We start from the raw sequence: 22018 nt of genomic DNA, 5'->3' as shown, positions 1-22018 counted from the left end.
CACCGCCCGCTCCCCCGTTCGGCTGCGTCCGGACACCCGCACCGGCCTCGGGGCGTGACGCTCGGCTCGGCCTCGGGGCGTGACACTCGGCTCGGCCTCGGGGCGTGACACTCGGCTCGGCCTCGGCGGGATAGTCTCTGGGCCGAGCGTTATCGAAGACGAGGAGATGTAATGCGGCGGGTCCTACGTTCGTCAGTACTGGCGCTGGCGACGATCTCGACTGTCGTCCTCAGCGGCTGCAGCAGCGGACCGCAGGTCGACGACATCTTCTCGGCAGGCGGGTGGCCCGGCATGCACGCCGACGCCCGCAACAGCGACACCAGCCCCGTCACCGGTTCCCGCGACCTCTCCTTCGCCTGGTCCCGCCCGCTCGGCGGCCCGGTCGCGAACTACGCGTCCGTGGCGGCGAGTGGCCAGATCTTCGTCACCGCGCGCACCGAGAAGGGCTGCAACCTCTTCTCCTACCAGATGGACAGCGGCCGCAAACGCTGGTGCCGGCAACTCGCCCCCGGCGTCGTGGCGTCCACACCGGTCGTCGACGGCGCCGCCAACGTGTACGTCGGCGAGGACGGCGCCATCAACTCGTTCAACGAATACGGCCAGCTGCGTTGGCGCACACCGGTGGTCGGGACCCCGCTGTCCGCGCAGTTCACCGGCGACGGCAATCTCCTCTTCATCACCCAGCTCGGCCAGATCAACGTCGTGAACACGCAGAACGGCCAGAAGGTCGTGGCGCCGTACGATCTCGTCCCGCCGCCGTCCTTCGCCGACGGGGCCGACGTCGACATCCTCCCCGACGACAAGGGCCTGCGCGGCTGCTTCTTCGGCGCCCCCGACTGCCCGGTCGCGAACATGCCCGCCATCGACCTCGAATCCGGCAAGTTCTATTTCACCCTCTTCGCCCCCGGCGCATCCCAGGCCGAACTCGTCGCGATGAAGTACTCCGGCGGCGACAATCCGGCGATCACCCAGGAATGGTCGAGCGACACTCTGCCGGGCGGCAGCGCGTCCAGCCCCGATCTGTCTGCCGACGGATCCGTCGTCTACGCCAACGACAACTGGGGAACGATGTGGGCGATCGATTCTGCGACCGGTGACCCGAAGTGGAGCTACGACATCGGGTACGCCGCGGCAGGCAGCCCGTCGACGTCCGCAGACGGCCTGATCATCCCCGCGGGTGGCCCCGACGGCCACCTGCTGGCGCTGCAGGACAAGGGCGATCACGCCGAACTCGTCTGGGAGCGGAAGGATCTGCTGCAGCTGGGGGTCCCGGCGCAGACGGCCGGGTCCACCGGGTACGCGGTGGTTCGCGAGGGCACGGACGGACTGGCGATGCTCACGTTCGACACCGGAACCGGCGAAACCCTCGATCAGGACACCCTGCCCGGGGCGAAGGGGTTCACCGTCGGCACCTCCGTCGGCCCGAAGGGCGAAGTCCTCACGCCCACCCTGCTCGGGGAGCTGTTCGTCCTCCGCTGACCCGTGAGTACTTGTCAACGTCCCGCGGTTAAGAAGTACTCACGGGGGCGGAGCACAGATGAAGGCGACACCGGCCCGGCCGATCCGCGTGATCACCACACTGAGCGAACGACTTCCGCGCAGCTTCAGCTTGGGCCGCAGGACCGCGGGATCGACGTCGACGCCGCGCACCAGGATTTCCGCCACCCCGCAGTCGTGCCGGGACAGTTCCTGCCGCAGCGACTTCTCCGAATACTTCACCTGGTCGAGAACGCGGAAGCCCCGCACGCCGTCGGGCACCGAATCGCCGGTGAGATAGGCGATCCGGGGATCGAGCTGCCACAGTCCGTGCCGGGCGGCGTAGTGCCGCACCAGGCCCGCACGCACCACCGCACCGTCGGGGTCGACGAGCCATTCCCCCGGCGCGCGTTCGGGGATGTCGTCGTCCTCTGCGTCGGTCACCGTCCACGCGGTGCCGTCGGAGCCGAGCACGCTCGCCCGGCGGGTGACGTCGGCGCCGGACAGTCCCGGCGACCACAGGCACGCCTCGCGCACGCCGCCGTCGAGGGAGACCACCTCCACTTCGCCGTCCCAGCCGAGCCGGTCGAAATCGAGTCCGGGGGCGCACTTCACTGCGAGATCCCGTCCGCGGTAGGCGTCGATCAGATCGGGCAGCGGCGGCTCCAGCGCGGCCGGATCGTGCGTGCGCCTGCCGCCGGACCGTCGCGCCGGATCCGCGAGGACGACGGTGCCGCGCGTGCACGGGACGAGCGCGTCGGCGCGCAGAATTGTCGCCCCGGGAACGTTGTTCCGCGCCATCAGCAGCCGCACCGGGTCGAGGTCGCTACCGATCACCGTTGCCGCCGTCCCGACCACGGCATCCAGTTCGGCGCCGATGGAACAGGTGACGTCGTGGACGTTCCGGCCCGTCAGCCGCGTCGCACGGTGTGCAGCGACCGCACGCGGGGTCGCCTGCTGCAGTGCGTCGTCGGTGAAGAACCAGGTGTCGGTGCCGGGTAGTTTGGCGGCCGCCTTCCGCCGCAGCAGGACCGTCTCGACCAGCATCGCGACGCGTGATCCGAAACGCGTACGCGCCCGGCCGATGTCGGCCAGGCGCGTAGACGCGGTCAGTGCGAGGGCGTCCACTTCCGCGAGAGCGGCTGCCCCTTCCGGGCTCCGCAGGAACTCCACGTCCCCGGGAGTGAACGCATAGCCCAATTCAGTTGCCGGGCTTCACGCCGGTGATCATGACGTTGTAGAAGAATCCGCGGGGCACCACGCGCCGGAGGATCTTCTCGTCGACCCAGCTGAGCGTCTTCCATCCGTTGAACGCGAAACGTCCCCAGCCCCAGCCCAGCTTCTCCGGGGGCACCGCGGCCTCGAACGTGCGGACGGGCCACCCGAGCAGAGCGGCGGCGAATTCCTCGGTCGCCGCGTGAACCTGCTCGGCGCCTGCCGATTTCGCGATCTTCTCGAGATCGCTCGGATCGAACGTGTGGAGGTCGACGACGGCCTCGAGCGCGGCCGCGCGGGAGGACTCGTCCAGTTCCGCCTGCGGTCGACGCCAGTCGGCGAGGAACGGCAACTTGGTGACCCGCGTGGTGGCCTCCCACGTCGCGCGGCCGAGCCAGCGGGCGTAGAAGTTGCCGATCGTGGTCGGCTCACCGGCGAACACGAAACGCCCGCCCGGCTCGAGGACGCGCAGAACCTCGCGCAGCGACTGCTCGACGTCCGGGATGTGGTGCAGGACCGCGTGTCCCACGACGAGGTCGAACGTGCCGTCCTCGTACGGGATGGTCTCGGCGTCGGCGACGCGGCCGTCGACGGACAGTCCGAGGCCCTCGGCGTTGCGGAGCGCGACCTTCACCATGCCGGGCGACAGGTCGGTGACCGATCCGGTCTTCGCGACCCCGCCCTGCATCAGGTTCAGGAGGAAGAATCCGGTGCCGCAACCCAGTTCGAGCGCCCGCTCGTAGGGCAGCGGCTGATCGCCCGCAACGGCGTCGAAACGTCCGCGCGCGTAGTCGATGCACCGCTCGTCGTACGAGATCGACCACTTCTCGTCGTACGTCTCGGCTTCCCAGTCGTGGTAGAGCACCTGGGCCAATTTGGTGTCCTTCAGCGCAGCCTCGACCTCTTCGGCGGTGGCGTGCGGATGAGGAGCTGGGTCGTCATGGGCGCTTGCAGTCATGCGGCAAATCCTACTCGCTGGTAAGAGTGAACAGGTTCTAGTTTCGGACTCCAGACTACTCGCCCGTGAACTGAGCCTTACCCGGGCCGTTCTCGATGAACGATTCCATCCCGATCGTGCGGTCCCGGGTGGCGAACAGCGCGGTGAACAGCTGACGCTCCACCGCCAGCCCGGTGCCGAGGTCGACGTCCAGACCTCGGTCGACGGCAGCCTTGGCCGCGGCCAGTGCGCGGCCCGCCCCCTTCGTGAATTGCGACGCCCAGGCGCGCGCCGCCTCGTACACATCGTCCGGCGCCACGACCTCGTCGACCAGACCGATTGCCAGCGCCTCCTCGGCGTCGACGAACCGGCCGGTGAACAGCAGATCCTTGGCCTTGGACGGTCCGATCAGCCGGGCGAGACGTTGGGTGCCACCGCCTCCGGGAATGATGCCGAGCAGGATCTCCGGCACGCCGAGTTTGGCGTTGTCGCCCACGATGCGCCGATCGGCCGACAGCGCGACCTCCAGGCCGCCACCGAGCGCGTACCCCGTGATGGCGGCGACGGTGGGCTTCGGGATCTCGGAGACCGCCGCGAGGTCGGACTGCAGGTCGCCGATCACGTCGGCCATCTGCCCGAAGTCCATCTCGGACATTTCCTTCACATCCGCGCCCGCGGCGAAGACCTTCTCGCCGCCGTAGACGATGACGGCTTTCACGTCGGAGTCGACGGTCGCGGCACGGGCCGCGGCCCGCAACTCCTGCTGGACCTGACGGTTCAGAGCGTTCATCGGGGGCCGCGCGAGCCGGATGGTGCCGATGCCTTCGGATACCTCGAGGGTGACAAACTCAGCCATGAGGCAAAAGGCTACTTGTCTGCCTCCGACCCGGTTTCGCGGCCCGCCCCATCGCGATCAGCCGCGGGACGCCCACGGATGCGGGCCGGCTTCGTAGTAGCCGTCCTGCCCCGGGAACTCGACGCGGAGCTGCTCCTCGCCGGTGATGAGCGTCGGCAGGATCACCGGGATCTCCGGCTCCGCGGCCAGCACGTCCGCGACCGAGCCGTACGCGCCGAGCGCCGTGAGCTGGCTCCACGTCGGCGGCAGCAGAATGCTTCCGCCGCCCTGCCAGTGCGCGAGCGCCGCGGCCGGACTCTGCCACTGCACCTCCTCGGCCTCGGAGGTCGCACCGTCCGCGATCTGGCCCTGCGGTGCGGCGGCGACGAAGAACCTCGTGTCGTACCGGCGACCCTCGCCGACCGGGGTGATCCAGTTGGCCCACGGCCGCAGCAGGTCGGCCCGCAGGACGAGGTTCTCGCGTCTCAGGAAGTCGCTGAACGAGAGTTCGCGTGTCTCGAGTTGCGTGCGCGCCTGTGCGTACCGCGACGTGTCCGCCACGACCGTGTCCGCGGTCGGTCCCGCGAGAAGCACGCCGCATTCCTCGAACGTCTCGCGCACCGCCGCGCACACGAGCGCCTTCGCGCGCGCCGCGTCGGTGGAGAACCGCCCGGCCCACCAGTCGACGGACGGTCCCGCCCAGTCGACCTCGGCCTCGGCATCCGAGGGGTCGACGCCGCCGCCGGGGAACACGGTCATTCCTCCGGCGAACGCCATCCCCTTCACCCGGCGGAGGAGGAACACCTCGATGCCGGATGCCGCGGCGCCTGCCTCGGCATCGCGGATGAGGATGACGGTGGACGCATCTTTGGGCGCCACGCCGGTGCTGTCGCCGGACGCCTGCTCTTGCTTCGAGACCATGATTCGGAACCTACGCCGCCGGGTGACGCGCGTCGCAGTCGGTCCCCCCGCCGGGTCGCGCCGACCGGCCCTGTCCTCAGCCCCGCCGGTGCGCGCCGGGGACGCGGGTCCGCCGCGCGAAGAACCGGCCGTCCACCTTGTCCAGGCTGATGGACTGGCTGAACGCCTCGCTGAGGTTGTCGGCCGTGATGACGTCGTCCAGGAGCCCCTGCGAAACCACCTCCCCCTCCTTGAGGAGCATGGCGTGGGTGAATCCCGGCGGGATCTCCTCGACGTGGTGGGTGATGAGGACCGTCGCGGGGGCATCGGGGTCGGCGGCGAGGTCGGTGAGGCGCGCCACCAGTTCCTCGCGCCCACCGAGGTCGAGACCGGCAGCGGGCTCGTCGAGCAGCAGCAGTTCCGGGTCGGTCATCAGTGCACGGGCGATGAGAACACGCTTGCGCTCACCCTCGGACAAGGTGCCGTAGGTGCGCTTGGCGAGGTGCTCGGCGCCGAGGCTCTCGAGCATCTCCACGGCACGGTCGGTGTCCATGTCGTCGTAGCGCTCACGCCAGCGGCCGAGCACGGCGTAGCCGGCGGAGACGACGAGATCGCTCACGATCTCGTCGGACGGCACCCGGTTGGCGAGCGCCGAGGAGGACAGTCCGATCCGCGGCCGGAGTTCGTTGATGTCGACGCGGCCGAGCCGCTCACCGAGGAGGTAGGCGCTTCCGCTCGTGGGATGCAGTTCGGCGGCCGCGATGCGGAGCAGCGACGTCTTCCCTGCCCCGTTCGGTCCGAGGACGACCCATCGTTCGTCGAGTTCCACCTTCCAGGTGACCGGGCCCACCAGAGTGTTGCCCCCGCGGCGGAGGAGAACGTCGTCGAATTCGATGAGGAGATCAGGATCAGGTTCATGCACGCACCCATCTTCCCGCACATCTTCCGGGCATTCACGGCAGGATCAGTTGCGTGTCGCCTCACATCGATCCGTACCCCGGCGAGATGTCGTCCCTCCCGCCGAGTCTGCGGCTGCCCGGGTCGCCGTTTCCCCTGGGAGCGAAAGTGCGTGGCACCGGAACGCAGTTCGCGGTTCACGCCCCCGACGCCGAACTGGTACAGGTGTGCCTGATTTCGGAGGACGGCGACGAGACGCGGATCGACCTGGTCCAGCGGACGTACGGCATCTGGCACGGCGTCGTCGACGGCGTCGGCGCGGGGCAGCGCTACGGCTACCGGGCGCACGGTCGCTGGGATCCCGCGCATGGCGTGCGCCTCAATCCCGCCAAACTAGTGCTGGATCCGTGGGCGAAACGCGTCGCCGGCCAACTCGGCGACCACGACGCGCTCGTCTCGCACGACGGCGACCCGTTCGGCGGCCCGTCGCGCATCGACAGCCTGGGCCACACACCGCTGTCGGTGGTGACGGCCGATCACGCCCGCACGAGCGGACCGCGGATCGAAAGGCCGTGGGAGGAAACCGTCGTCTACGAACTCCACGTGGGGTCGTTCACCGCACGGCACCCCGACGTCCCGCCGCGGTACCGCGGAACGTATCTGGGTCTCGCCGAACCGTCCGTCGTCGGTCATCTCGTGCGCCTCGGGGTGACCGCGGTCGAGCTGCTTCCGGTGCAGGCGTACGTCTCCGAGGCCACCGTGCGCTCGCGGGGCATGCGCAACCACTGGGGATATTCCACCGCAGCGTTCTTCGCCCCCCACCCGGGATACGCGGTCGTGCCCGGCGAGGAGATCGCCGAGTTCCACACGATGGTCGACGCGCTGCACGCCGCAGGGATCGAGGTGATTCTCGACGTGGTCTACAACCACACCTGCGAGCAGAGCGTCGACGGCGTCAGCCTCAGCTGGCGCGGCCTCGACGCGCCCGGCTACTACCTCCTCGACTCCGAGGGGCGCGACATCGACCTCACCGGTTGCGGGAACACCGTCGACGCGCAGTCGCCCATCGTGGTCCGGATGATCGGTGACAGCCTGCGTTACTGGGCGCACGAGATGGGCGTCGACGGCTTCCGGTTCGACCTCGCGTCCGCGCTCGGCAGGCCCGGTGGCGGCCGATTCGATTCCCGCGCTTCGATCTTCTCCGCGATCACCGCCGATCCCGTTCTCTCGCGCTGCAAACTGATCGCCGAACCATGGGACGCCACGCCCGACGGGTACCGGGTCGGGCACTTCGGCTCTCAGTGGTCCGAGTGGAACGACAAGTACCGCAACACTGTTCGACGGTTCTGGAACGGTGGCACCGGGGTGCGCGAACTCGCCTCCCGGGTCGCGGGCTCGGAGGACGTCTTCGGCAGCCGGCGCCCCTGGGCGTCCGTCAATTTCGTCACGGCCCACGACGGGTTCACCGCCGCGGACCTCGTGTCGTACACCCGCAAGCGGAACGAAGCCAACGGCGAGGACAACCGGGACGGCGCCGATCACAACGACTCCGTCGACCACGGCGTCGAAGGTCCCACCGACGACCCGTCGATCGCCGGGGCACGGTCCCGGCACGTCCGCGCGCTGCTGGCCACCCTCGCGCTGTCCACCGGCACGCCGATGTTCACCGCCGGCGACGAATTCGGCCACACCCTGGGCGGCAACAACAACGCATACTGCGTTCCCGAAGGCACACCGCGGAAAGATTCCTGGCCACTCGACTGGAGCGCCGGGGACCCGGCCCTCGTCGCGTTCGTCACCCGCGCCCTCGATCTCCGGCGCGCCTCCCCCGCCCTGCGGCAGCCGGAATTCTTCGAGGGCAGGCGCACACCCACCGGCCATCCCGACCTCGTGTGGTTCGGCGCGGACGGCGCCGAGATGGACGATCCGGCGTGGCACGACGACTCCCGGCGCACCCTCCAGGCGTGGATCGACGGCTCCGACATCCGCTCCCACACCGAGGACGGGCACCAGCTCACCGACGACAGCTGGCTTCTCGTCTTCCACTCGGGCGGGCCGGCCGCGATCACTCTGGGGTGCCCCGAATGGTTCTACGGGACGGTGCTCGCCGAGTTCGACTCGGCTTCACCGGACGGCGCGCCGGCGCCGGGCGGCCCGATCTCCGGCGACTCCACGATCGCGGTGTCCGGTCCGGCACTGCTCGTCTTCCGCGCGGTCGGGTAGATGCCGCCGACGCGCATCATCAGCTGGATGAGCGGGCCGATGCCCAGCGCGTAGACGACGGTGCCTGCTCCGACGGTGCCGCCGAGCAGCCAGCCGGTGGCCAGCACGGTGACCTCGATCGACGTGCGGATCACCCGCACCGACAGACCGGTCCGCGCGACCAGGCCGGTCATGAGGCCGTCCCGCGGGCCGGGACCCATTCCCGCACCGATGTACAGCACGGTCGCGAGCGCGTTGAGGACGACACCACCGAGCATCACTGCGGTCCGCACGCCGAGGGAGCCGGCGGGTTCGAGCACCGCCAGCGACGTGTCCACCGAGACGGCGATGACCACCACGTTGGCGACGGTGCCGAATCCCGGCTTCTGACGGATCGGGATCCAGAGCGCGAGCACCAGTACGCCGGTCAACGCGGTCACCACACCGAAGCTGAGGGACGTGCGGCCGGCCACGCCCTGGTGGAACACGTCCCACGGATCGAGTCCGAGGCCGGGTGATCATCATGGCCATCGAGAAGCCGTACAACCACAGTCCGGCGAACAGAGCGATCAGGCGTCGGGCGAGCATGACCGTCAGTGTTCCGCGAAACCCTGCCGCACCAAATAGCCATGTCGGCGTTACTGGACCGCGAGGCGCCGGCCGCCGGTGATCAGGGGCAGGCGATCACGGTCATGGATCCGGGTGCCACCTCCGTGAAGCCGGCGTCGCGCACCGCGACCGCCCTGCCCCGCAGCACCTCGATGGTCAGCGTCTCCCACAGCCCGACGTCGGCGTCACGCACGGCGCAGCGGTAGCCGGTGGCCGCCCAGGCCCGCGCCTGTTCGGTGGTCATCGCCCCGGCGAGCAGCATGGAGGCGTGACCGACCTGCGCCGCGGCCTTCCCGACCGTCATGTCCAGGGCGGAGTTGATCCACAGCACCGGAATGCCGTCCGGGATCTCCCCGGGCTCGTCGCGGTCGAGATCGGTGCCACCGATCTGCAACTTCCTGATGCGGGGATCGAGCGCGCCCACGGCGACCGGCACGAGGGCGCGGGCCTGCGCACCGTCGACGTCGACGGTGATCCCGTCGACCTCCTGCGCCGCCCGCCAGCCGGCTCCCCGCGCCCGCCTCGAGACCTTGCGGATCCGGGACCCCACCCACGCGAGGTAATCCGCCTGCCACGGTCCGGGCGCGCCCGTCTCGTCGGGGCCGACTCGCGGGTCGAGGCACAATGCCACCGTCGCGGTCGCGGCGGCCTCCAGCAGCGCGGTGCGCGGCGGGGGGTCGGCCTTCGGGATGTGCAGCACGATCGGCATGGCGAGGACCTGCGCCGGGTCGTCCGGATCCGGCCGGCCGCCGTATCCGGCCGCGAGGACGGCATGCCGCGAAGCCCACCCGGTATCGGCACCGGCCTCCCCGGTGACCGCGTCGCGGCACGATTCCGTCACGGCAGCGGGACTCGTCGCACCACGCCGTCCACCGCGTCGGCGGCCTCGACCTCGTCGCGGGTGACACCGAGGATGAACAGCACGGCATCGAGGAACGGGTGCGACAGGGCGGTGTCCGCGACCTCCCGCAGCGCAGGCTTGGCGTTGAACGCGATTCCCAGCCCGGCCGCGTTGAGCATGTCGATGTCGTTGGCGCCGTCGCCGACCGCCACCGTCTGCTCCATCGGGACGCCGACCTGACCGGCGAACTTGCGCAGCGCGGTCGCCTTCGCCGCCCGGTCGACGATGTCGCCGATCACCCGGCCGGTGAGTTTGCCGTCCACGATCTCGAGCGTGTTGGCCTGGACGAAGTCCAGTTCCAGTTCGTGCGCCAGGCCCTCGATGACCTGCCGGAACCCGCCGGACACCACACCGCAGTGGAAGCCGAGCCTGCGGAGCGTCCGGATGGTGGTGCGGGCGCCCGGGGTCAGCTCGAGCCCGTCCGCGACGTCGTCGATCACGGACGCGTCGAGGCCGGCGAGGGTCGCGACCCGCTGGTGCAGGGATTCGGTGAAGTCGATTTCGCCGCGCATCGCCGATTCGGTGACGGCGCGCACCTCGTCCTCGACGCCGGCCCGGGCGGCGAGCATCTCGATGACCTCACCCTGGACGAGCGTCGAGTCGACGTCGAACACGATGAGCCGCTTGGCGCGGCGGGCCAGTCCCCCGCGTTCGACCGCGATGTCGACGTTCTCCCGCACGGCCACTTCGGCCAGCACGGTGCGCAGGCTCTTGTCCGCCTCCGCGGTGCCGGGAGCACTGACGAGCAGTTCGAGTCCCGTCACCGGATAGTCGGCGACCCCGCGGATCGAGTCGATGTTGACCCCGAGGGTCGCCATCTCCCGGGCGACCGAACGTAGCGCGCGAGCCGACACGGGGCTGCCCAGAACGACCACGGCATGGGTGGACAGCGACTGCCTGCCCGGATCGGCACCGATCTCGACATCCACCGACATCCCGACGGTGGCCATCGCCTCTTCGAGTTCCTCCTGCAGCGCTTCCCCGTTCTCGGGGCACGCCACGAGGACACCGAGCGTCAGTCGCCCACGAATCACCACCTGCTCCACGTCGAGAAGGCTCACGTCGTGGCGGGAGAGCGACCCGAAGAGCACCGAGGTGACGCCGGGTCGGTCGGGGCCCGTCACGGTCACCAGGACAGTGGTGTCAGCTGCACCCACCGATGTACTCCGATCATGTTGCTCGCGCGGCTTGTCCGGCACCATTGTGCCAAGTGAAAGGCCCCGCCCGTTGCTGGGGCGGGGCCTTTCCGAAACGTGCTGTGTCAGCGGCCGGTGTCCGTACCGGGGTCGCCTTCGTCGCCGACCGTCAGCGGCTCGTGGCGTTCCTTCTCGAGCACGGTGCTGGCGTGCTTGCCACCGTGACCCGGTCCGACGTGCGCCTCGGCCTTCATCCGCTCGACCATGTGCGGGTAGTGCAGCTCGAACGCGGGGCGCTCGGAGCGGATGCGCGGCAGCTCGGTGAAGTTGTGCCGCGGCGGCGGGCAGCTGGTGGCCCACTCGAGCGAGTTGCCGTAACCCCACGGGTCGTCGACGGTGACGACTTCGCCGTACCGGTAGCTCTTGAAGACGTTCCAGATGAACGGCAGTGTGGAGGCACCGAGGACGAACGCGAAGATCGTCGAGAACGAGTTCAGGAACGTGAAGCCGTCCGAGGGCAGGTAGTCGGCGTAACGACGCGGCATGCCTTCGTTACCCAGCCAGTGCTGGACGAGGAACGTGCCGTGGAAGCCGATGAACGTGGTCCAGAAGTGCCACTTGCCGAGACGCTCGTCCATCATGCGGCCCGTCATCTTCGGGAACCAGAAGTAGATGCCCGCGTAGGTGGCGAACACGACGGTGCCGAAGACCACGTAGTGGAAGTGGGCGACCACGAAGTAGGTGTCCGTGACGTGGAAGTCGAGCGGCGGGCTCGCGAGGATGACGCCCGACAGACCACCGAAGAGGAACGTGATGAGGAAGCCGATCGAGAACAGCATCGGCGACTCGAACGTCAGCTGACCCTTCCACATGGTGCCGATCCAGTTGAAGATCTTCACACCCGTCGGGACGGCGATCAGGAACGTCATGAACGAGAAGTACGGGAGCAGCACGGCGCCGGTGGCGTACATGTGGTGAGCCCACACCGCGATGGAGAGCGCGGCGATCGCCAGGGTCGCGTAGACCAGGCCGCTGTAACCGAACACGGGCTTACGGCTGAAGACCGGGAAGATCTCCGAGACGATGCCGAAGAACGGCAGCGCGATGATGTACACCTCGGGGTGGCCGAAGAACCAGAACAGGTGCTGCCACAGCAGCACACCACCGGTGGCCGGGTCGAAGATGTGGCCACCGAGGTGACGGTCGACGAACAGACCCATGAACGCGGCGGTCAGCAGCGGGAACGCCAGCAGAATCAGGATGCTGGTGATGAAGATGTTCCACGTGAAGATCGGCATCCGGAACATGGTCATGCCGGGGGCACGCAGGCAGATGACGGTGGTGATCATGTTGACACCACCGAGGATGGTGCCGAGGCCGGCGACCGCGAGGCCCATGACCCAGAGGTCGGCGCCGACGCCCGGGGAGTGCAGCGCACTCGTCAGGGGCGTGTAGGCGGTCCAGCCGAAGTCCGCAGCACCGCCGGGGGTGATGAAGCCCGCGGTCGTGATGATCGCGCCGAACACGTACAGCCAGTAGCTGAACGCGTTGAGTCGCGGGAACGCCACGTCGGGGGCGCCGATCTGCAGCGGCAGGATGTAGTTGGCGAACCCGAACACGATCGGCGTCGCGTACAGCAGCAGCATGATCGTGCCGTGCATGGTGAACAGCTGGTTGAACTGTTCGTTCGACAAGAACTGCATACCGGGCACAGCGAGCTCGGCGCGCATCATCAGGGCCATGAGACCACCGATGAGGAAGAACGCGATCGAGGTCGTCAAGTACATGATTCCGAGCACCTTGGGGTCGGTGGTCGTAATCATTTTGAAGATGAACGAGCCCTTGGGTCCCTGCCGCGGCGGGTAAGGCCTGGCTGCAGCTATCGCGGGGACTGGCTGGGGCGCTACGGCAGTCACTGATCCTCCTGAATGCGCGTCCGACCCCGGGCTGCGAGGCGAACGGTCTCTGGCTTGCGCTCATCGAATCGTAGACCGTGCCCTCTGCGGCCTCCGACTGGGTCCTACCCACTGTCGTACTTACCCGGACTCCGAGCAAACCGGGGCGCGGGCGACCTGCGGTTTGTCTCACCGGGGATCACCGGGGAGTGCTCACTGTCACGCGGTCCGGCGTGTCGCGCGGGGACGGTCGAGGCGGTCTCGCGGAGGCTCCGGCACGCCGGAACCTAACTGCTAAGGTTTCGCTCACCTAACTTCTCTCAGGAGCTCCATGTGAACGTTCTCTCCCGCCGCCGGCTCGTCGCCGGCGCGGTCGCGCTGGCCGCGGCAGCCACCTTCTCGATCACGTCCTGCGCCGGCAGCGACGACTCCGCCGCCTCCGACACCACGTCGTCGACCGGGCAGTTCCCCCGGACCGTAGACCACTTCCGCGGCAGCACCGAGATCCCGGCCGCACCGCAGCGCATCGTGGCGCTCGACAACAGCTTCACCGACGCCGTCCTGCTCCTCGAGGCGCCATTGGTCGGGTACGTCGACTACCGCGAGCCCGGCCTGCCCGACTACCTCGGCACCACGCGGGACGAGTTCGCGGCGGACGCGGAGTCGGTCGGCAAGGTCAGCAACGCGAGCCTCGAGCAGATCGCCGCGCTGCAACCCGACCTGATCATCTCCGCCGAGGTGCGCGACGGAAAGAACTACGAGCAACTGTCGGCAATCGCGCCGACCATCTTCACCGAGACCACCGGGCCCACGTGGAAGGACAACATCCGGCTCGTCGGCAAGGCGCTCGGCAAGGAAGACCTCGCGGAGCAGAAGATCGGCGCCTACGAGGAGCGCGCCGCCGCCGTCGGTGCGGAGATCAACGGGACGGCGTCGAATCCGGTGATCTCGGTGGTCCGGTTCGCGGGCGAGCCGACGGCACGCCTCTACCGCACCACCTCGTTCAGCGGGATCGTCCTCTCGGACGCCGGGCTCGCACGTCCGCAGAGCCAGGGCCCCGATCCGGCCGATCCGGACAACATCATGCAAGCCGTCAGCCCCGAACTGATCAGCGAGGCGGAGGGCGACGTCATCTTCGTCAGCACCTGGCAGGACCCGGCGGGCAAGAGCGCGGAAGCGGCGAAGCCCTTCCTGGAGAGCCCGCTGTGGCAGACGCTGAAGGGACGCAAGATCGACGTCGACGACGCCCGCTGGATGTCGCCGGTCAGTGTCCAGGGCGCGCATCTGATCCTCGACGACCTGTCGGACACGTTCGGGGTGGACAAGCACAGCGGCTAACCTGAACGCGCCCGCACACACAGGAAGTCGCCGAATTGTCCCCTCGTAGGTTTTCCGCCCGCCGCGCGTCCACCGGTCTCGTCACAGCCGTCGCCGTCGTCGCGCTCGCCGGCTGCTCGCAACCGGCCGACGACGATCCCGCAGCGTCCATCGTCCGGACCACCACGCAGATCGCCGGAGCCGGCGTGGTCGGCATCGAGCGGGACACCACGACCGCCTGCGCCGGGCCGGCCCCGGTCGACGCCGCACTCGCGGCCGGCTCGACGCATCGGGTGGTCCACACGAAGGGCGAGAGCGACGTCCCGTCCGATCCCCAGCGGATCGTGGTGCTCGACAGCGCCGCACTGGACGCGGTGTGCGCCCTCGGCCTGTGGGAGAACGTGGTCGGCGCTGCAACCCTCGACGGCGATTCGCCGCAGCCCGGCTACCTCGGCACCGGCGTCTCCGAGATCCCGAGCGTCGGACCCGCCGACGCCCCGGACGTGAACAGGATCGCGCAGGCGGACCCGGACCTGATCCTCGGATCCAGTCCGGCGTCCGAACAGCTGTACGGCGCGCTCTCCCCGATCGCGCCCACGGTGTTCGTCGGCTCCGACCCCGTGTACTGGAAGGCGCAGTTCCTGCTCGCCGGCAACGCCCTGGGCCGGGCCGACGCGGCGACGGCGGCGCTCGAGAAGTACCAGCAGGACGCGAAGCAACTCGGCATCGACATCGATGCCGCGCAGACGCAGGCGTCCGTCGTCCGTTTCGACGCCGACAGCATGGAGGTCGAGGGTCCGGCCACGTTCGCAGGCCAGGTCCTCACCGACGCCGGGGTGCGGCGGCCCGCCTATCAGAACCTCGAGGGCGTCGTCACCGAACCGATCTCCGACGCCGACATCGACCAGGCCGAGGGCGACCTCATCTACGCCGTCCTGGACGGCGAGGAGGGCACCGCGCACGCGGAGGACGTCATGTCCGGGGAGTCCTGGGAAGACCTCGAAGCCGTCCGCGACAAACGGGTCTTCGCCGTCGAGGGTGACGTGTGGGGCGGAAACGGCGTCGTCGCCGCGCGCGCGATGCTCACCGACCTCAGGAACACGCTGAACGGCTACGTCGGCTAGGAGGCTCTCATGCCCGTCCCCGAGTTCGTCACCGCCCTGCGCGGCCACGTCGGCACCGCGCCGCTGTGGCTGTCCGGAGTGAGCGTCGTGGTGCGTGACGACGACGGGCGGGTGCTGCTGACCCGGCGCGTCGACAACGGCAAGTGGGCGGTCGTGTCCGGCATCCTCGAACCCGGGGAGGAACCGGGACCGGCCGCGCTCCGGGAGATCCGGGAGGAAACCGGCGTGGACGCCGAACTGGTCCGGATCACGAGCGTCGACGTCACCGACCCGGTCACGTATCCCAACGGCGACGTCGCGCAGTACCTCGACGTGTGCTTCCTCGCCCGGTACATCGGCGGTGAGGCCGCCGTGTCGGACGACGAGAACCACGACGTGGCCTGGTTCTCCCCCGCCTCGCTGCCGGACGACCTCACCCCGTCGTCGCGGCTACGCCTCGACAAGGCGCTGCAGGACCAGCCGGAGGCGTGGTTCCGCCGCTGAACGCCGTTCGCCCGATGTCGCACCGGTGCAGTCGAACTGAACCGGTGTGACATCGGGCGATGCGAAGGAGTCGCTCTAGAAATCGCGAGCGGGTCGCTCTAGAAATCCCAGTCTTCGTCTTCGGTGTTGACGGCCTTGCCGATGACGTAGGAGCTGCCCGAGCCGGAGAAGAAGTCGTGATTCTCGTCCGCGTTGGGTGAGAGCGCCGACAGGATCGCCGGGTTGACGTCCGTCTCGTCCTTCGGGAACAGACCCTCGTAGCCGAGGTTCATCAGTGCCTTGTTGGCGTTGTACCGCAGGAACTTCTTGACGTCCTCGGTGAGGCCCACCTCGTCGTAAAGGTCCTGGGTGTAGTCGACCTCGTTGTCGTACAGCTCGAAGAGCAACTCGAACGTGTAGTTCTTGAGGTCGTCGCGCTCCGCCTCGGTGAGCTGCTCGAGACCCTTCTGGTACTTGTAGCCGATGTAGTACCCGTGCACGGCCTCGTCACGGATGATGAGACGGATGAGATCGGCGGTGTTGGTGAGCTTCGCCCGCGACGACCAGTACATCGGCAGGTAGAAGCCGGAGTAGAACAGGAAGCTCTCGAGCAGGGTGGATGCCACCTTGCGCTTGAGCGGCTCGTCGCCCTGGTAGTAGTCCATGACGATCTCGGCCTTGCGCTGCAGGTTCGGGTTCTCCTCGGACCAGCGGAAGGCGTCGTCGATGTCGCGAGTGGAGCACAGCGTCGAGAAGATCGAGCTGTAGCTCTTGGCGTGCACCGACTCCATGAACGCGATGTTGGTGTACACCGCTTCCTCGTGCGGCGTGATGGCGTCGGGGATGAGGCTGACCGCGCCCACCGTGCCCTGAATGGTGTCGAGGAGCGTCAGCCCCGTGAACACCCGCATCGTGAGCTGCTTCTCCTGCGCCGTGAGCGTCCCCCACGACGGGATGTCGTTGGACACGGGCACTTTTTCGGGCAGCCAGAAGTTGCCGACGAGACGGTCCCACACCTCGGCGTCCTTCTCGTCCTGGACGCGGTTCCAGTTGATCGCGGATACGCGACTCACCAGCTTGACCATTGATTCCTCACTTCGTTCGGCTGTGAGTACTTGTCAACCGCCGGCGGTTGACAAGTACTCACGGGCTACAGCATGCAGCTGACGCAGCCCTCCACCTCAGTGCCCTCGAGGGCCATCTGACGTAGACGGATGTAGTACAGCGTCTTGATTCCCTTGCGCCACGCGTAGATCTGCGCCTTGTTGATGTCGCGGGTGGTGGCGGTGTCCTTGAAGAACAGCGTCAGCGACAAGCCCTGGTCCACGTGCTGGGTGGCCGCGGCGTAGGTGTCGATGATCTTCTCGTACCCGATCTCGTACGCATCCTGGTAGTACTCCAGGTTGTCGTTGGTCAGGTAGGGCGCCGGGTAGTAGACGCGGCCGATCTTGCCTTCCTTGCGGATCTCGATCTTCGACGCCACCGGGTGAATGGAGCTGGTGGAGTTGTTGATATATGAGATCGATCCGGTCGGCGGCACCGCCTGTAGGTTCTGGTTGTAAATGCCGTGCTGCTGCACGGACGCCTTCAGCTCACGCCAGTCGTCCTGGGTCGGGATGTGCAGGCCCGCATCGGCGAACAGCTGCCGCACCCGCTCCGTCTTCGGTTCCCACACCTGATCGGTGTACTTGTCGAAGTACTCACCCGAGGCGTACTTGGACTCCGGGAAGCCGGCGAAGTACGTGCCGCGCTCCTTGGCGATCTCGTTGGACGCCCGGATCGCGTGGAACACCACGGTGTAGAAGTAGATGTTCGTGAAATCGATGCCCTCGTCGGAGCCGTAGTGGATCCGCTCGCGTGCCAGGTATCCGTGCAGGTTCATCTGCCCGAGACCGATGGCGTGTCCCTCGTCGTTCGCCTTCTTGATCGACGGGACCGAGTCGATGGAGGTCTGATCGGCGACGGCGGTCAGCGCCCGGATCGAGGTCTCGATGGTCTGCGCGAAGTCCGGCGAGTCCATCGTCTTGGCGATGTTGAGCGAACCCAGGTTGCAGGAGATGTCCTTGCCGATATGACTGTAGGACAGGTCGTCGTTGAACTCCGACGGCGTGGAGACCTGCAAAATCTCCGAGCACAGGTTGGAGTGGGTGACCTTGCCCGCGATCGGGTTGGCCCGGTTCACGGTGTCCTCGTACATGATGTACGGGTACCCGGACTCGAACTGCAGCTCGGCCACGGTCTGGAAGAACTCGCGTGCCTTGATCTTCGACTTGCGGATCCGCTTGTCGTCGACCATCTCGTAGTACTTCTCGGTGACGTTGATGTCCGCGAAGGGCACCCCGTAGATGCGCTCGACGTCGTACGGCGAGAAGAGGTACATGTCCTCGTTCTTCTTCGCCAGCTCGAACGTGATGTCGGGGATGACGACGCCCAGCGACAGCGTCTTGATGCGGATCTTCTCGTCCGCGTTCTCGCGCTTGGTGTCGAGGAAGCGGTAGATGTCCGGGTGGTGCGCATGCAGGTACACCGCGCCTGCGCCCTGACGCGCACCGAGCTGATTGGCGTACGAGAAGGAGTCCTCGAGCAGCTTCATGATCGGGATGACCCCGGAGCTCTGGTTCTCGATCTTCTTGATCGGGGCGCCGTGTTCGCGAACATTGCTGAGCAGCAACGCAACTCCGCCGCCGCGTTTGGACAGCTGCAGGGCGGAGTTGATGGAGCGGCCGATCGACTCCATGTTGTCCTCGATGCGGAGCAGGAAACAGGACACGGGCTCGCCGCGCTGCTTCTTGCCCGAGTTGAGGAACGTGGGGGTGGCGGGCTGGAAGCGGCCGGCGATGATCTCGTCGACGAGCTTGGTCGCCAGCTCCTCGTCGCCTGCGGCGAGGGTGAGCGCGACCATGCAGACCCGGTCCTCGAACCGCTCGAGGTACCGCTTGCCGTCGAACGTCTTCAGCGTGTACGACGTGTAGTACTTGAATGCACCGAGGAAGGTGGGGAACCGGAACTTCTTCGAGTACGCGTGGTCGATCAGCGACTTGACGAAGTTGCGCGTGTACTGGTCGAGGACCTCGCGCTCGTAGTAGTTCTCCTTCACCAGGTAGTCCAGCTTCTCGTCCTGGTTGTGGAAGAAGACGGTGTTCTGGTTGACGTGCTGGAGGAAGTACTGGTTCGCGGCCTCGCGGTCCTTCTCGAACTGGATCTCGCCGTTGGGGCCGTACAGGTTCAGCATCGCGTTCAACGCGTGGTAATCGAGTTCTCCCGAGGAGACGTCGGGTCGTGCCACAGCGCGTTCTACACTCCCAGCCGGGGCTGTGTCTGTGATTGTCGGTGCCACTGTTCACTCTCCATGAATTGTTCGAGCCCGTCCAGGACTGCTACTACGTCTTCGGCGGTACCCATGAGCTCGAAGCGGTACAAGTACGGAACCCTGCACTTCTGCGAAATCACGTTTCCGGCATAGCAATACGACTCGCCGAAGTTCGTATTGCCTGCAGCGATCACCCCACGGATGAGGGAGCGATTGTGCGTGTTGTTGAGGAATCTGATGACCTGCTTGGGCACGTAGCTCGTGTCCCGACCGGTCGCGGTGATCCCGCCCCCGTAGGTGGGCAGGATCAGGACGTACGGCTCATCGACCTCGAACGTGCCCGCGCGGTCGTGCAGCGGAATGCGCGTGGCCGGGACACCCAACTTCTGAACGAAGCGATGGGTATTCTCCGAGGCGCTGGAGAAGTACACCAGCGATGTCATCGGTTTCCACCATCTGGACTAGTACTACCGTTTACTGCCGCCTGGGAATCGGCTCGTTCTCCGCCTCGGGCGGTGCGATCGCCTCGCTTCAAGCAGCGTTTGCCGAGAGGGTCTTGATGCGGTCGGGACGGAAGCCCGACCAATGCTCGTCACCGGCCACGATCACGGGCGCCTGCAGGTATCCCAGTGCCATGACGTAGTCCCGGGCTTCGGGGTCTTCGGTGATGTCGACGACGGAGTATTCGATACCCGCCTTGTCGAGGGCCCGGTAGGTGGCATTGCACTGAACGCAAGCGGGCTTGGTGTAGACGGTGATGCTCATGAAGTCCCTCTTTCCACTGCCGAATGGAGCTGACGAAGTGTGTGTTCAGCGCACTGAGACTTCCCCTGATCGAGATGGCGGTGACCCCCGATGGAGATGCTCACCGAGTCGGTTCTCGTTGTGGTCTCTCAGTGCTCAAGACACTACACCTAGTGGCCGACAGAAACACTTAACCCGAGATGTTGTGAGTCACATTGATGAAATTCCCTGGTCGTCATCCTGCGGACCACAAATTTCGTGCTCGCTCCGGCGTGTCGCACATCACATTTTCGGCGTGACGCGGAACACCCCGCGCATCGCGCTCGTGCACTGGAGGCTCGGGGAGCTTACGTCACCTCCGAAGACACGCCCGCATCGGCGGCGCGGGCACCGGGAGAGTCCCGTGCAAACCCGCCGGGCACAACTTCCGCCGGACGACGCCGACCCCTTCCAGGACCCGTCCCCAGCCGCACTCGGCACCACCTCACACCTGCCTGCCGCGGCCGGGCGCACCGGGTGCCGCACCCGACCGGCCCCGACGCTTGCCGGCCGGTAACTGCGGGCCCCCGACTCCCCTCCCGGTACCTTGAGCGCATGTCCGACGACTCCCTGGGCGACCTCGACTGGTCGGCGCCCGTAGCGCGCACGAGGCGGGTGACGCCGAACATGCAGAGGATCACCCTCGCGGGCGGCGATCTGAGTCGATTCGAGTCCAGCGGGACACCCGACGAGCGCCTGCTCCTGGCCTTCCCGCCGGACGGCGCCGAGAAACGCAGTTACACCGTGCGCCGCTGGGACCCGGAGGCCCTGGAGATGGACATCGATTTCGCCGTCCACGCGGGCGGGGTCGCGGCGCGCTGGGCCGCGAGCGCGTGCCAGGGCGAAATCCTCGGGTTCTCCACGGCCTCGGGGTGGTACACGCCGCCCGCCGACGCCGAGTGGCAACTCCTCGTCGCCGACATGACGGCATTGCCCGCCGTCGGCCGGATCGTCGAGGAACTACCGGGTTCGGCGCGGGTGCACGTCATCGCGGAGGTCACCACCCCGGCGGACCGTCAGAATTTCGTCACCGATGCCGCGCTGGCCGTGACGTGGCTCGACGGCAGCGGCAACGGCGCCGGGGACAGCCTGCTCGCCGAGGCGGCCCGCGAGTGGTCGCGACCGGATGCGCCGGGATATGTGTGGTTCGCGGGCGAGGCGACGGTGTCGCGGGTGGTGCGCCGCTGGTTGCGCCACGAACTGGGCTGGCACACCGACCGCTACGACGTCATCGGCTATTGGCGCGACAACAAGGAGGAATGGGTCGCGCGGTACGAGTCGGTGCGGGAACAGATAGAAGCCGCCAGAGACGCTGCCCTGGCGGCCGGTGACGACTTCGACACGGTGCGGGACGCCGTCGACGCGGCCCTGGATCGGACCGGACTGTAGCGGCGACGGCGTTCCGCGCGTGGATTCGTCAGGCGTCGACGAGTTCCTTCGTGGCGTCGACGAGGCTGGCGACGACGCCGGCGACCTGCTGCGCGACCTCGGCGTTCTCGCGCGGGTGCCGGTCACCGAACTTGTCGATGGTGCCGCCGATGGTGAGGGTGACGTCCTCGAGGACCTTGCCGCCTGCGATGCGGACGGCCTTGCGGGTGTCCTCGTGCGCCCACTGCGCGCCGTTGCCGCTGGGCGAGGCGCTGATGACGGCGACGGGCTTGTCCTTGACCGCGCCGGTGCCGTACGGCCGGGAGATCCAGTCGATGGCGTTCTTGAGGACGGCCGGGATGGTGCCGTTGTATTCGGGGGTGAGCAGCAGCAGCGCGTCGGCGCGGCCTGCGGCGTCACGCAGGGCCTCGACGGCGGGGATGGAACCGGCGACGTCGATGTCCTCGTTGTAGAAGGGGACCTCTCCGAGTCCGTCGAACACGGTCACTTCGGCACCCTCGGGTGCCACGGCGACCGCGGTCTCGGCGAGCTGACGGTTGACCGAGGCGGCGCGCAGGCTGCCGACGAGAACGAGAACGTTGGTCTGTGACATGTCAATAATCCTTCGATGGTGCGTAGGGCGACTCGCGA

Annotated in this window: 19 protein-coding genes; 6 read left to right on the top strand and 13 right to left on the bottom strand. The window is 67.7% G+C overall.

The genetic code is table 11. From position 1 onward, the window contains the following. Positions 1-171 precede the first annotated feature (171 nt). The gene (locus tag ROP_RS32330; RefSeq protein ID WP_043825787.1) at positions 172-1479 is read left to right on the top strand and encodes a PQQ-binding-like beta-propeller repeat protein; all 1308 of its coding nucleotides are present in this window, start codon (positions 172-174) and stop codon (positions 1477-1479) included. Between the two features lie 39 nt (positions 1480-1518). On the opposite strand, the gene ROP_RS32325 is transcribed toward ROP_RS32330, so the two are convergent. From ROP_RS32325 to ROP_RS32305, 5 genes are all read right to left on the bottom strand, one after another. Continuing rightward, complete coding sequence (locus tag ROP_RS32325; RefSeq protein WP_043825784.1) at positions 1519-2676, bottom strand: THUMP-like domain-containing protein; 1158 nt, start codon at positions 2674-2676, stop codon at positions 1519-1521. 1 nt (position 2677) lies between these two features. Beyond that, positions 2678-3649, bottom strand: coding sequence for a class I SAM-dependent methyltransferase (locus tag ROP_RS32320; protein WP_015890202.1), 972 nt, complete (start codon positions 3647-3649; stop codon positions 2678-2680). Between the two features lie 55 nt (positions 3650-3704). After that, the gene (locus tag ROP_RS32315; RefSeq protein WP_015890201.1) at positions 3705-4484 is read right to left on the bottom strand and encodes an enoyl-CoA hydratase/isomerase family protein; all 780 of its coding nucleotides are present in this window, start codon (positions 4482-4484) and stop codon (positions 3705-3707) included. Between the two features lie 57 nt (positions 4485-4541). Further along, a complete protein-coding gene (locus ROP_RS32310; protein WP_015890200.1) occupies positions 4542-5384 on the bottom strand; it encodes an NUDIX hydrolase in 843 nt (280 codons plus the stop codon). 76 nt (positions 5385-5460) lie between these two features. Continuing rightward, positions 5461-6285 carry an ABC transporter ATP-binding protein gene (locus ROP_RS32305; RefSeq protein WP_050785153.1) on the bottom strand — a complete coding sequence of 275 codons (825 nt, stop codon included), beginning with the start codon at positions 6283-6285 and terminating at the stop codon, positions 5461-5463. 50 nt (positions 6286-6335) lie between these two features. Between ROP_RS32305 and glgX the strand changes: the two genes are divergently transcribed. Continuing rightward, positions 6336-8483, top strand: a complete 2148-nt coding sequence (gene glgX, locus ROP_RS32300) for a glycogen debranching protein GlgX (RefSeq protein WP_015890198.1) — start codon at positions 6336-6338, stop codon at positions 8481-8483. A gap of 649 nt (positions 8484-9132) precedes the next feature. On the opposite strand, the gene ROP_RS32290 is transcribed toward glgX, so the two are convergent. The 3 genes from ROP_RS32290 to ctaD all read right to left on the bottom strand — a co-directional run bounded on the left by ROP_RS32290 (position 9133) and on the right by ctaD (position 13024). Continuing rightward, a complete protein-coding gene (locus ROP_RS32290) occupies positions 9133-9912 on the bottom strand; it encodes an aminoacyl-tRNA hydrolase (RefSeq protein ID WP_015890196.1) in 780 nt (259 codons plus the stop codon). Further along, positions 9909-11129 carry a phosphoserine phosphatase SerB gene (serB, locus tag ROP_RS32285; RefSeq protein ID WP_015890195.1) on the bottom strand — a complete coding sequence of 407 codons (1221 nt, stop codon included), beginning with the start codon at positions 11127-11129 and terminating at the stop codon, positions 9909-9911. Before serB ends, ROP_RS32290 begins: the two co-directional genes overlap by 4 nt. A 104-nt stretch (positions 11130-11233) precedes the next feature. Further along, complete coding sequence (gene ctaD, locus ROP_RS32280) at positions 11234-13024, bottom strand: aa3-type cytochrome oxidase subunit I (RefSeq protein WP_005240299.1); 1791 nt, start codon at positions 13022-13024, stop codon at positions 11234-11236. A 312-nt stretch (positions 13025-13336) separates the two neighbouring features. Here ctaD and ROP_RS32275 point away from each other — a divergent pair, with 312 nt between their 5' ends. Genes ROP_RS32275 through ROP_RS32265 form a run of 3 tightly spaced genes read left to right on the top strand, consistent with a single transcriptional unit; the run spans position 13337 to position 15927 of the window. After that, on the top strand, positions 13337-14341 hold the full coding sequence (locus ROP_RS32275) for an ABC transporter substrate-binding protein (protein WP_015890194.1): 1005 nt from the start codon (positions 13337-13339) through the stop codon (positions 14339-14341). 35 nt (positions 14342-14376) lie between these two features. Continuing rightward, entirely contained in the window at positions 14377-15444 is a 1068-nt protein-coding gene (locus ROP_RS32270; RefSeq protein WP_015890193.1) for an iron-siderophore ABC transporter substrate-binding protein, read from the top strand. Positions 15445-15453: 9 nt separating this feature from the next. Then, the gene (locus ROP_RS32265) at positions 15454-15927 is read left to right on the top strand and encodes an NUDIX hydrolase (protein ID WP_015890192.1); all 474 of its coding nucleotides are present in this window, start codon (positions 15454-15456) and stop codon (positions 15925-15927) included. A 98-nt stretch (positions 15928-16025) separates the two neighbouring features. Here ROP_RS32265 and nrdF read toward each other — a convergent pair whose 3' ends face one another. The 4 genes from nrdF to ROP_RS32245 form a co-directional block, all read right to left on the bottom strand. Beyond that, complete coding sequence (gene nrdF / locus ROP_RS32260; RefSeq protein WP_015890191.1) at positions 16026-16991, bottom strand: class 1b ribonucleoside-diphosphate reductase subunit beta; 966 nt, start codon at positions 16989-16991, stop codon at positions 16026-16028. A 65-nt stretch (positions 16992-17056) separates the two neighbouring features. Beyond that, the gene (nrdE, locus tag ROP_RS32255) at positions 17057-19192 is read right to left on the bottom strand and encodes a class 1b ribonucleoside-diphosphate reductase subunit alpha (RefSeq protein WP_015890190.1); all 2136 of its coding nucleotides are present in this window, start codon (positions 19190-19192) and stop codon (positions 17057-17059) included. 8 nt (positions 19193-19200) lie between these two features. Continuing rightward, positions 19201-19659, bottom strand: coding sequence for a class Ib ribonucleoside-diphosphate reductase assembly flavoprotein NrdI (nrdI, locus tag ROP_RS32250; protein ID WP_015890189.1), 459 nt, complete (start codon positions 19657-19659; stop codon positions 19201-19203). An 88-nt stretch (positions 19660-19747) separates the two neighbouring features. After that, complete coding sequence (locus tag ROP_RS32245; protein ID WP_005240286.1) at positions 19748-19981, bottom strand: redoxin NrdH; 234 nt, start codon at positions 19979-19981, stop codon at positions 19748-19750. Between the two features lie 573 nt (positions 19982-20554). Here ROP_RS32245 and ROP_RS32240 point away from each other — a divergent pair. Further along, on the top strand, positions 20555-21388 hold the full coding sequence (locus ROP_RS32240; RefSeq protein WP_015890188.1) for a siderophore-interacting protein: 834 nt from the start codon (positions 20555-20557) through the stop codon (positions 21386-21388). Positions 21389-21416: 28 nt separating this feature from the next. Here the strand turns inward: ROP_RS32240 and ROP_RS32235 are convergent, their stop codons facing one another. Beyond that, positions 21417-21980, bottom strand: a complete 564-nt coding sequence (locus tag ROP_RS32235) for an NAD(P)H-dependent oxidoreductase (protein WP_015890187.1) — start codon at positions 21978-21980, stop codon at positions 21417-21419. Positions 21981-22018: the final 38 nt, after the last annotated feature.

It is taken from the genome of Rhodococcus opacus B4 (assembly GCF_000010805.1).
Lineage (GTDB): Bacteria > Actinomycetota > Actinomycetes > Mycobacteriales > Mycobacteriaceae > Rhodococcus_F > Rhodococcus_F opacus_C.
The sequence above is the reverse complement of the archived record's forward strand: the minus strand, read 5'-3'. Positions and strand labels throughout refer to the sequence as shown.

Bases quoted from the DNA above. Each gene is read 5' to 3' on its own strand.
- ROP_RS32310 (WP_015890200.1), bottom strand. From the start codon at position 5,384: ATGGTCTCGAAGCAAGAGCAGGCGTCCGGCGACAGCACCGGCGTGGCG.
- nrdF (WP_015890191.1), bottom strand. From the start codon at position 16,991: ATGGTCAAGCTGGTGAGTCGCGTATCCGCGATCAACTGGAACCGCGTC.
- nrdI (WP_015890189.1), bottom strand. From the start codon at position 19,659: ATGACATCGCTGGTGTACTTCTCCAGCGCCTCGGAGAATACCCATCGC.
- ROP_RS32245 (WP_005240286.1), bottom strand. From the start codon at position 19,981: ATGAGCATCACCGTCTACACCAAGCCCGCTTGCGTTCAGTGCAATGCC.
- ROP_RS32240 (WP_015890188.1), top strand. From the start codon at position 20,555: ATGTCCGACGACTCCCTGGGCGACCTCGACTGGTCGGCGCCCGTAGCG.
- ROP_RS32330 (WP_043825787.1), top strand. From the start codon at position 172: ATGCGGCGGGTCCTACGTTCGTCAGTACTGGCGCTGGCGACGATCTCG.
- ROP_RS32265 (WP_015890192.1), top strand. From the start codon at position 15,454: ATGCCCGTCCCCGAGTTCGTCACCGCCCTGCGCGGCCACGTCGGCACC.
- ROP_RS32315 (WP_015890201.1), bottom strand. From the start codon at position 4,484: ATGGCTGAGTTTGTCACCCTCGAGGTATCCGAAGGCATCGGCACCATC.
- ROP_RS32320 (WP_015890202.1), bottom strand. From the start codon at position 3,649: ATGACTGCAAGCGCCCATGACGACCCAGCTCCTCATCCGCACGCCACC.
- ROP_RS32235 (WP_015890187.1), bottom strand. From the start codon at position 21,980: ATGTCACAGACCAACGTTCTCGTTCTCGTCGGCAGCCTGCGCGCCGCC.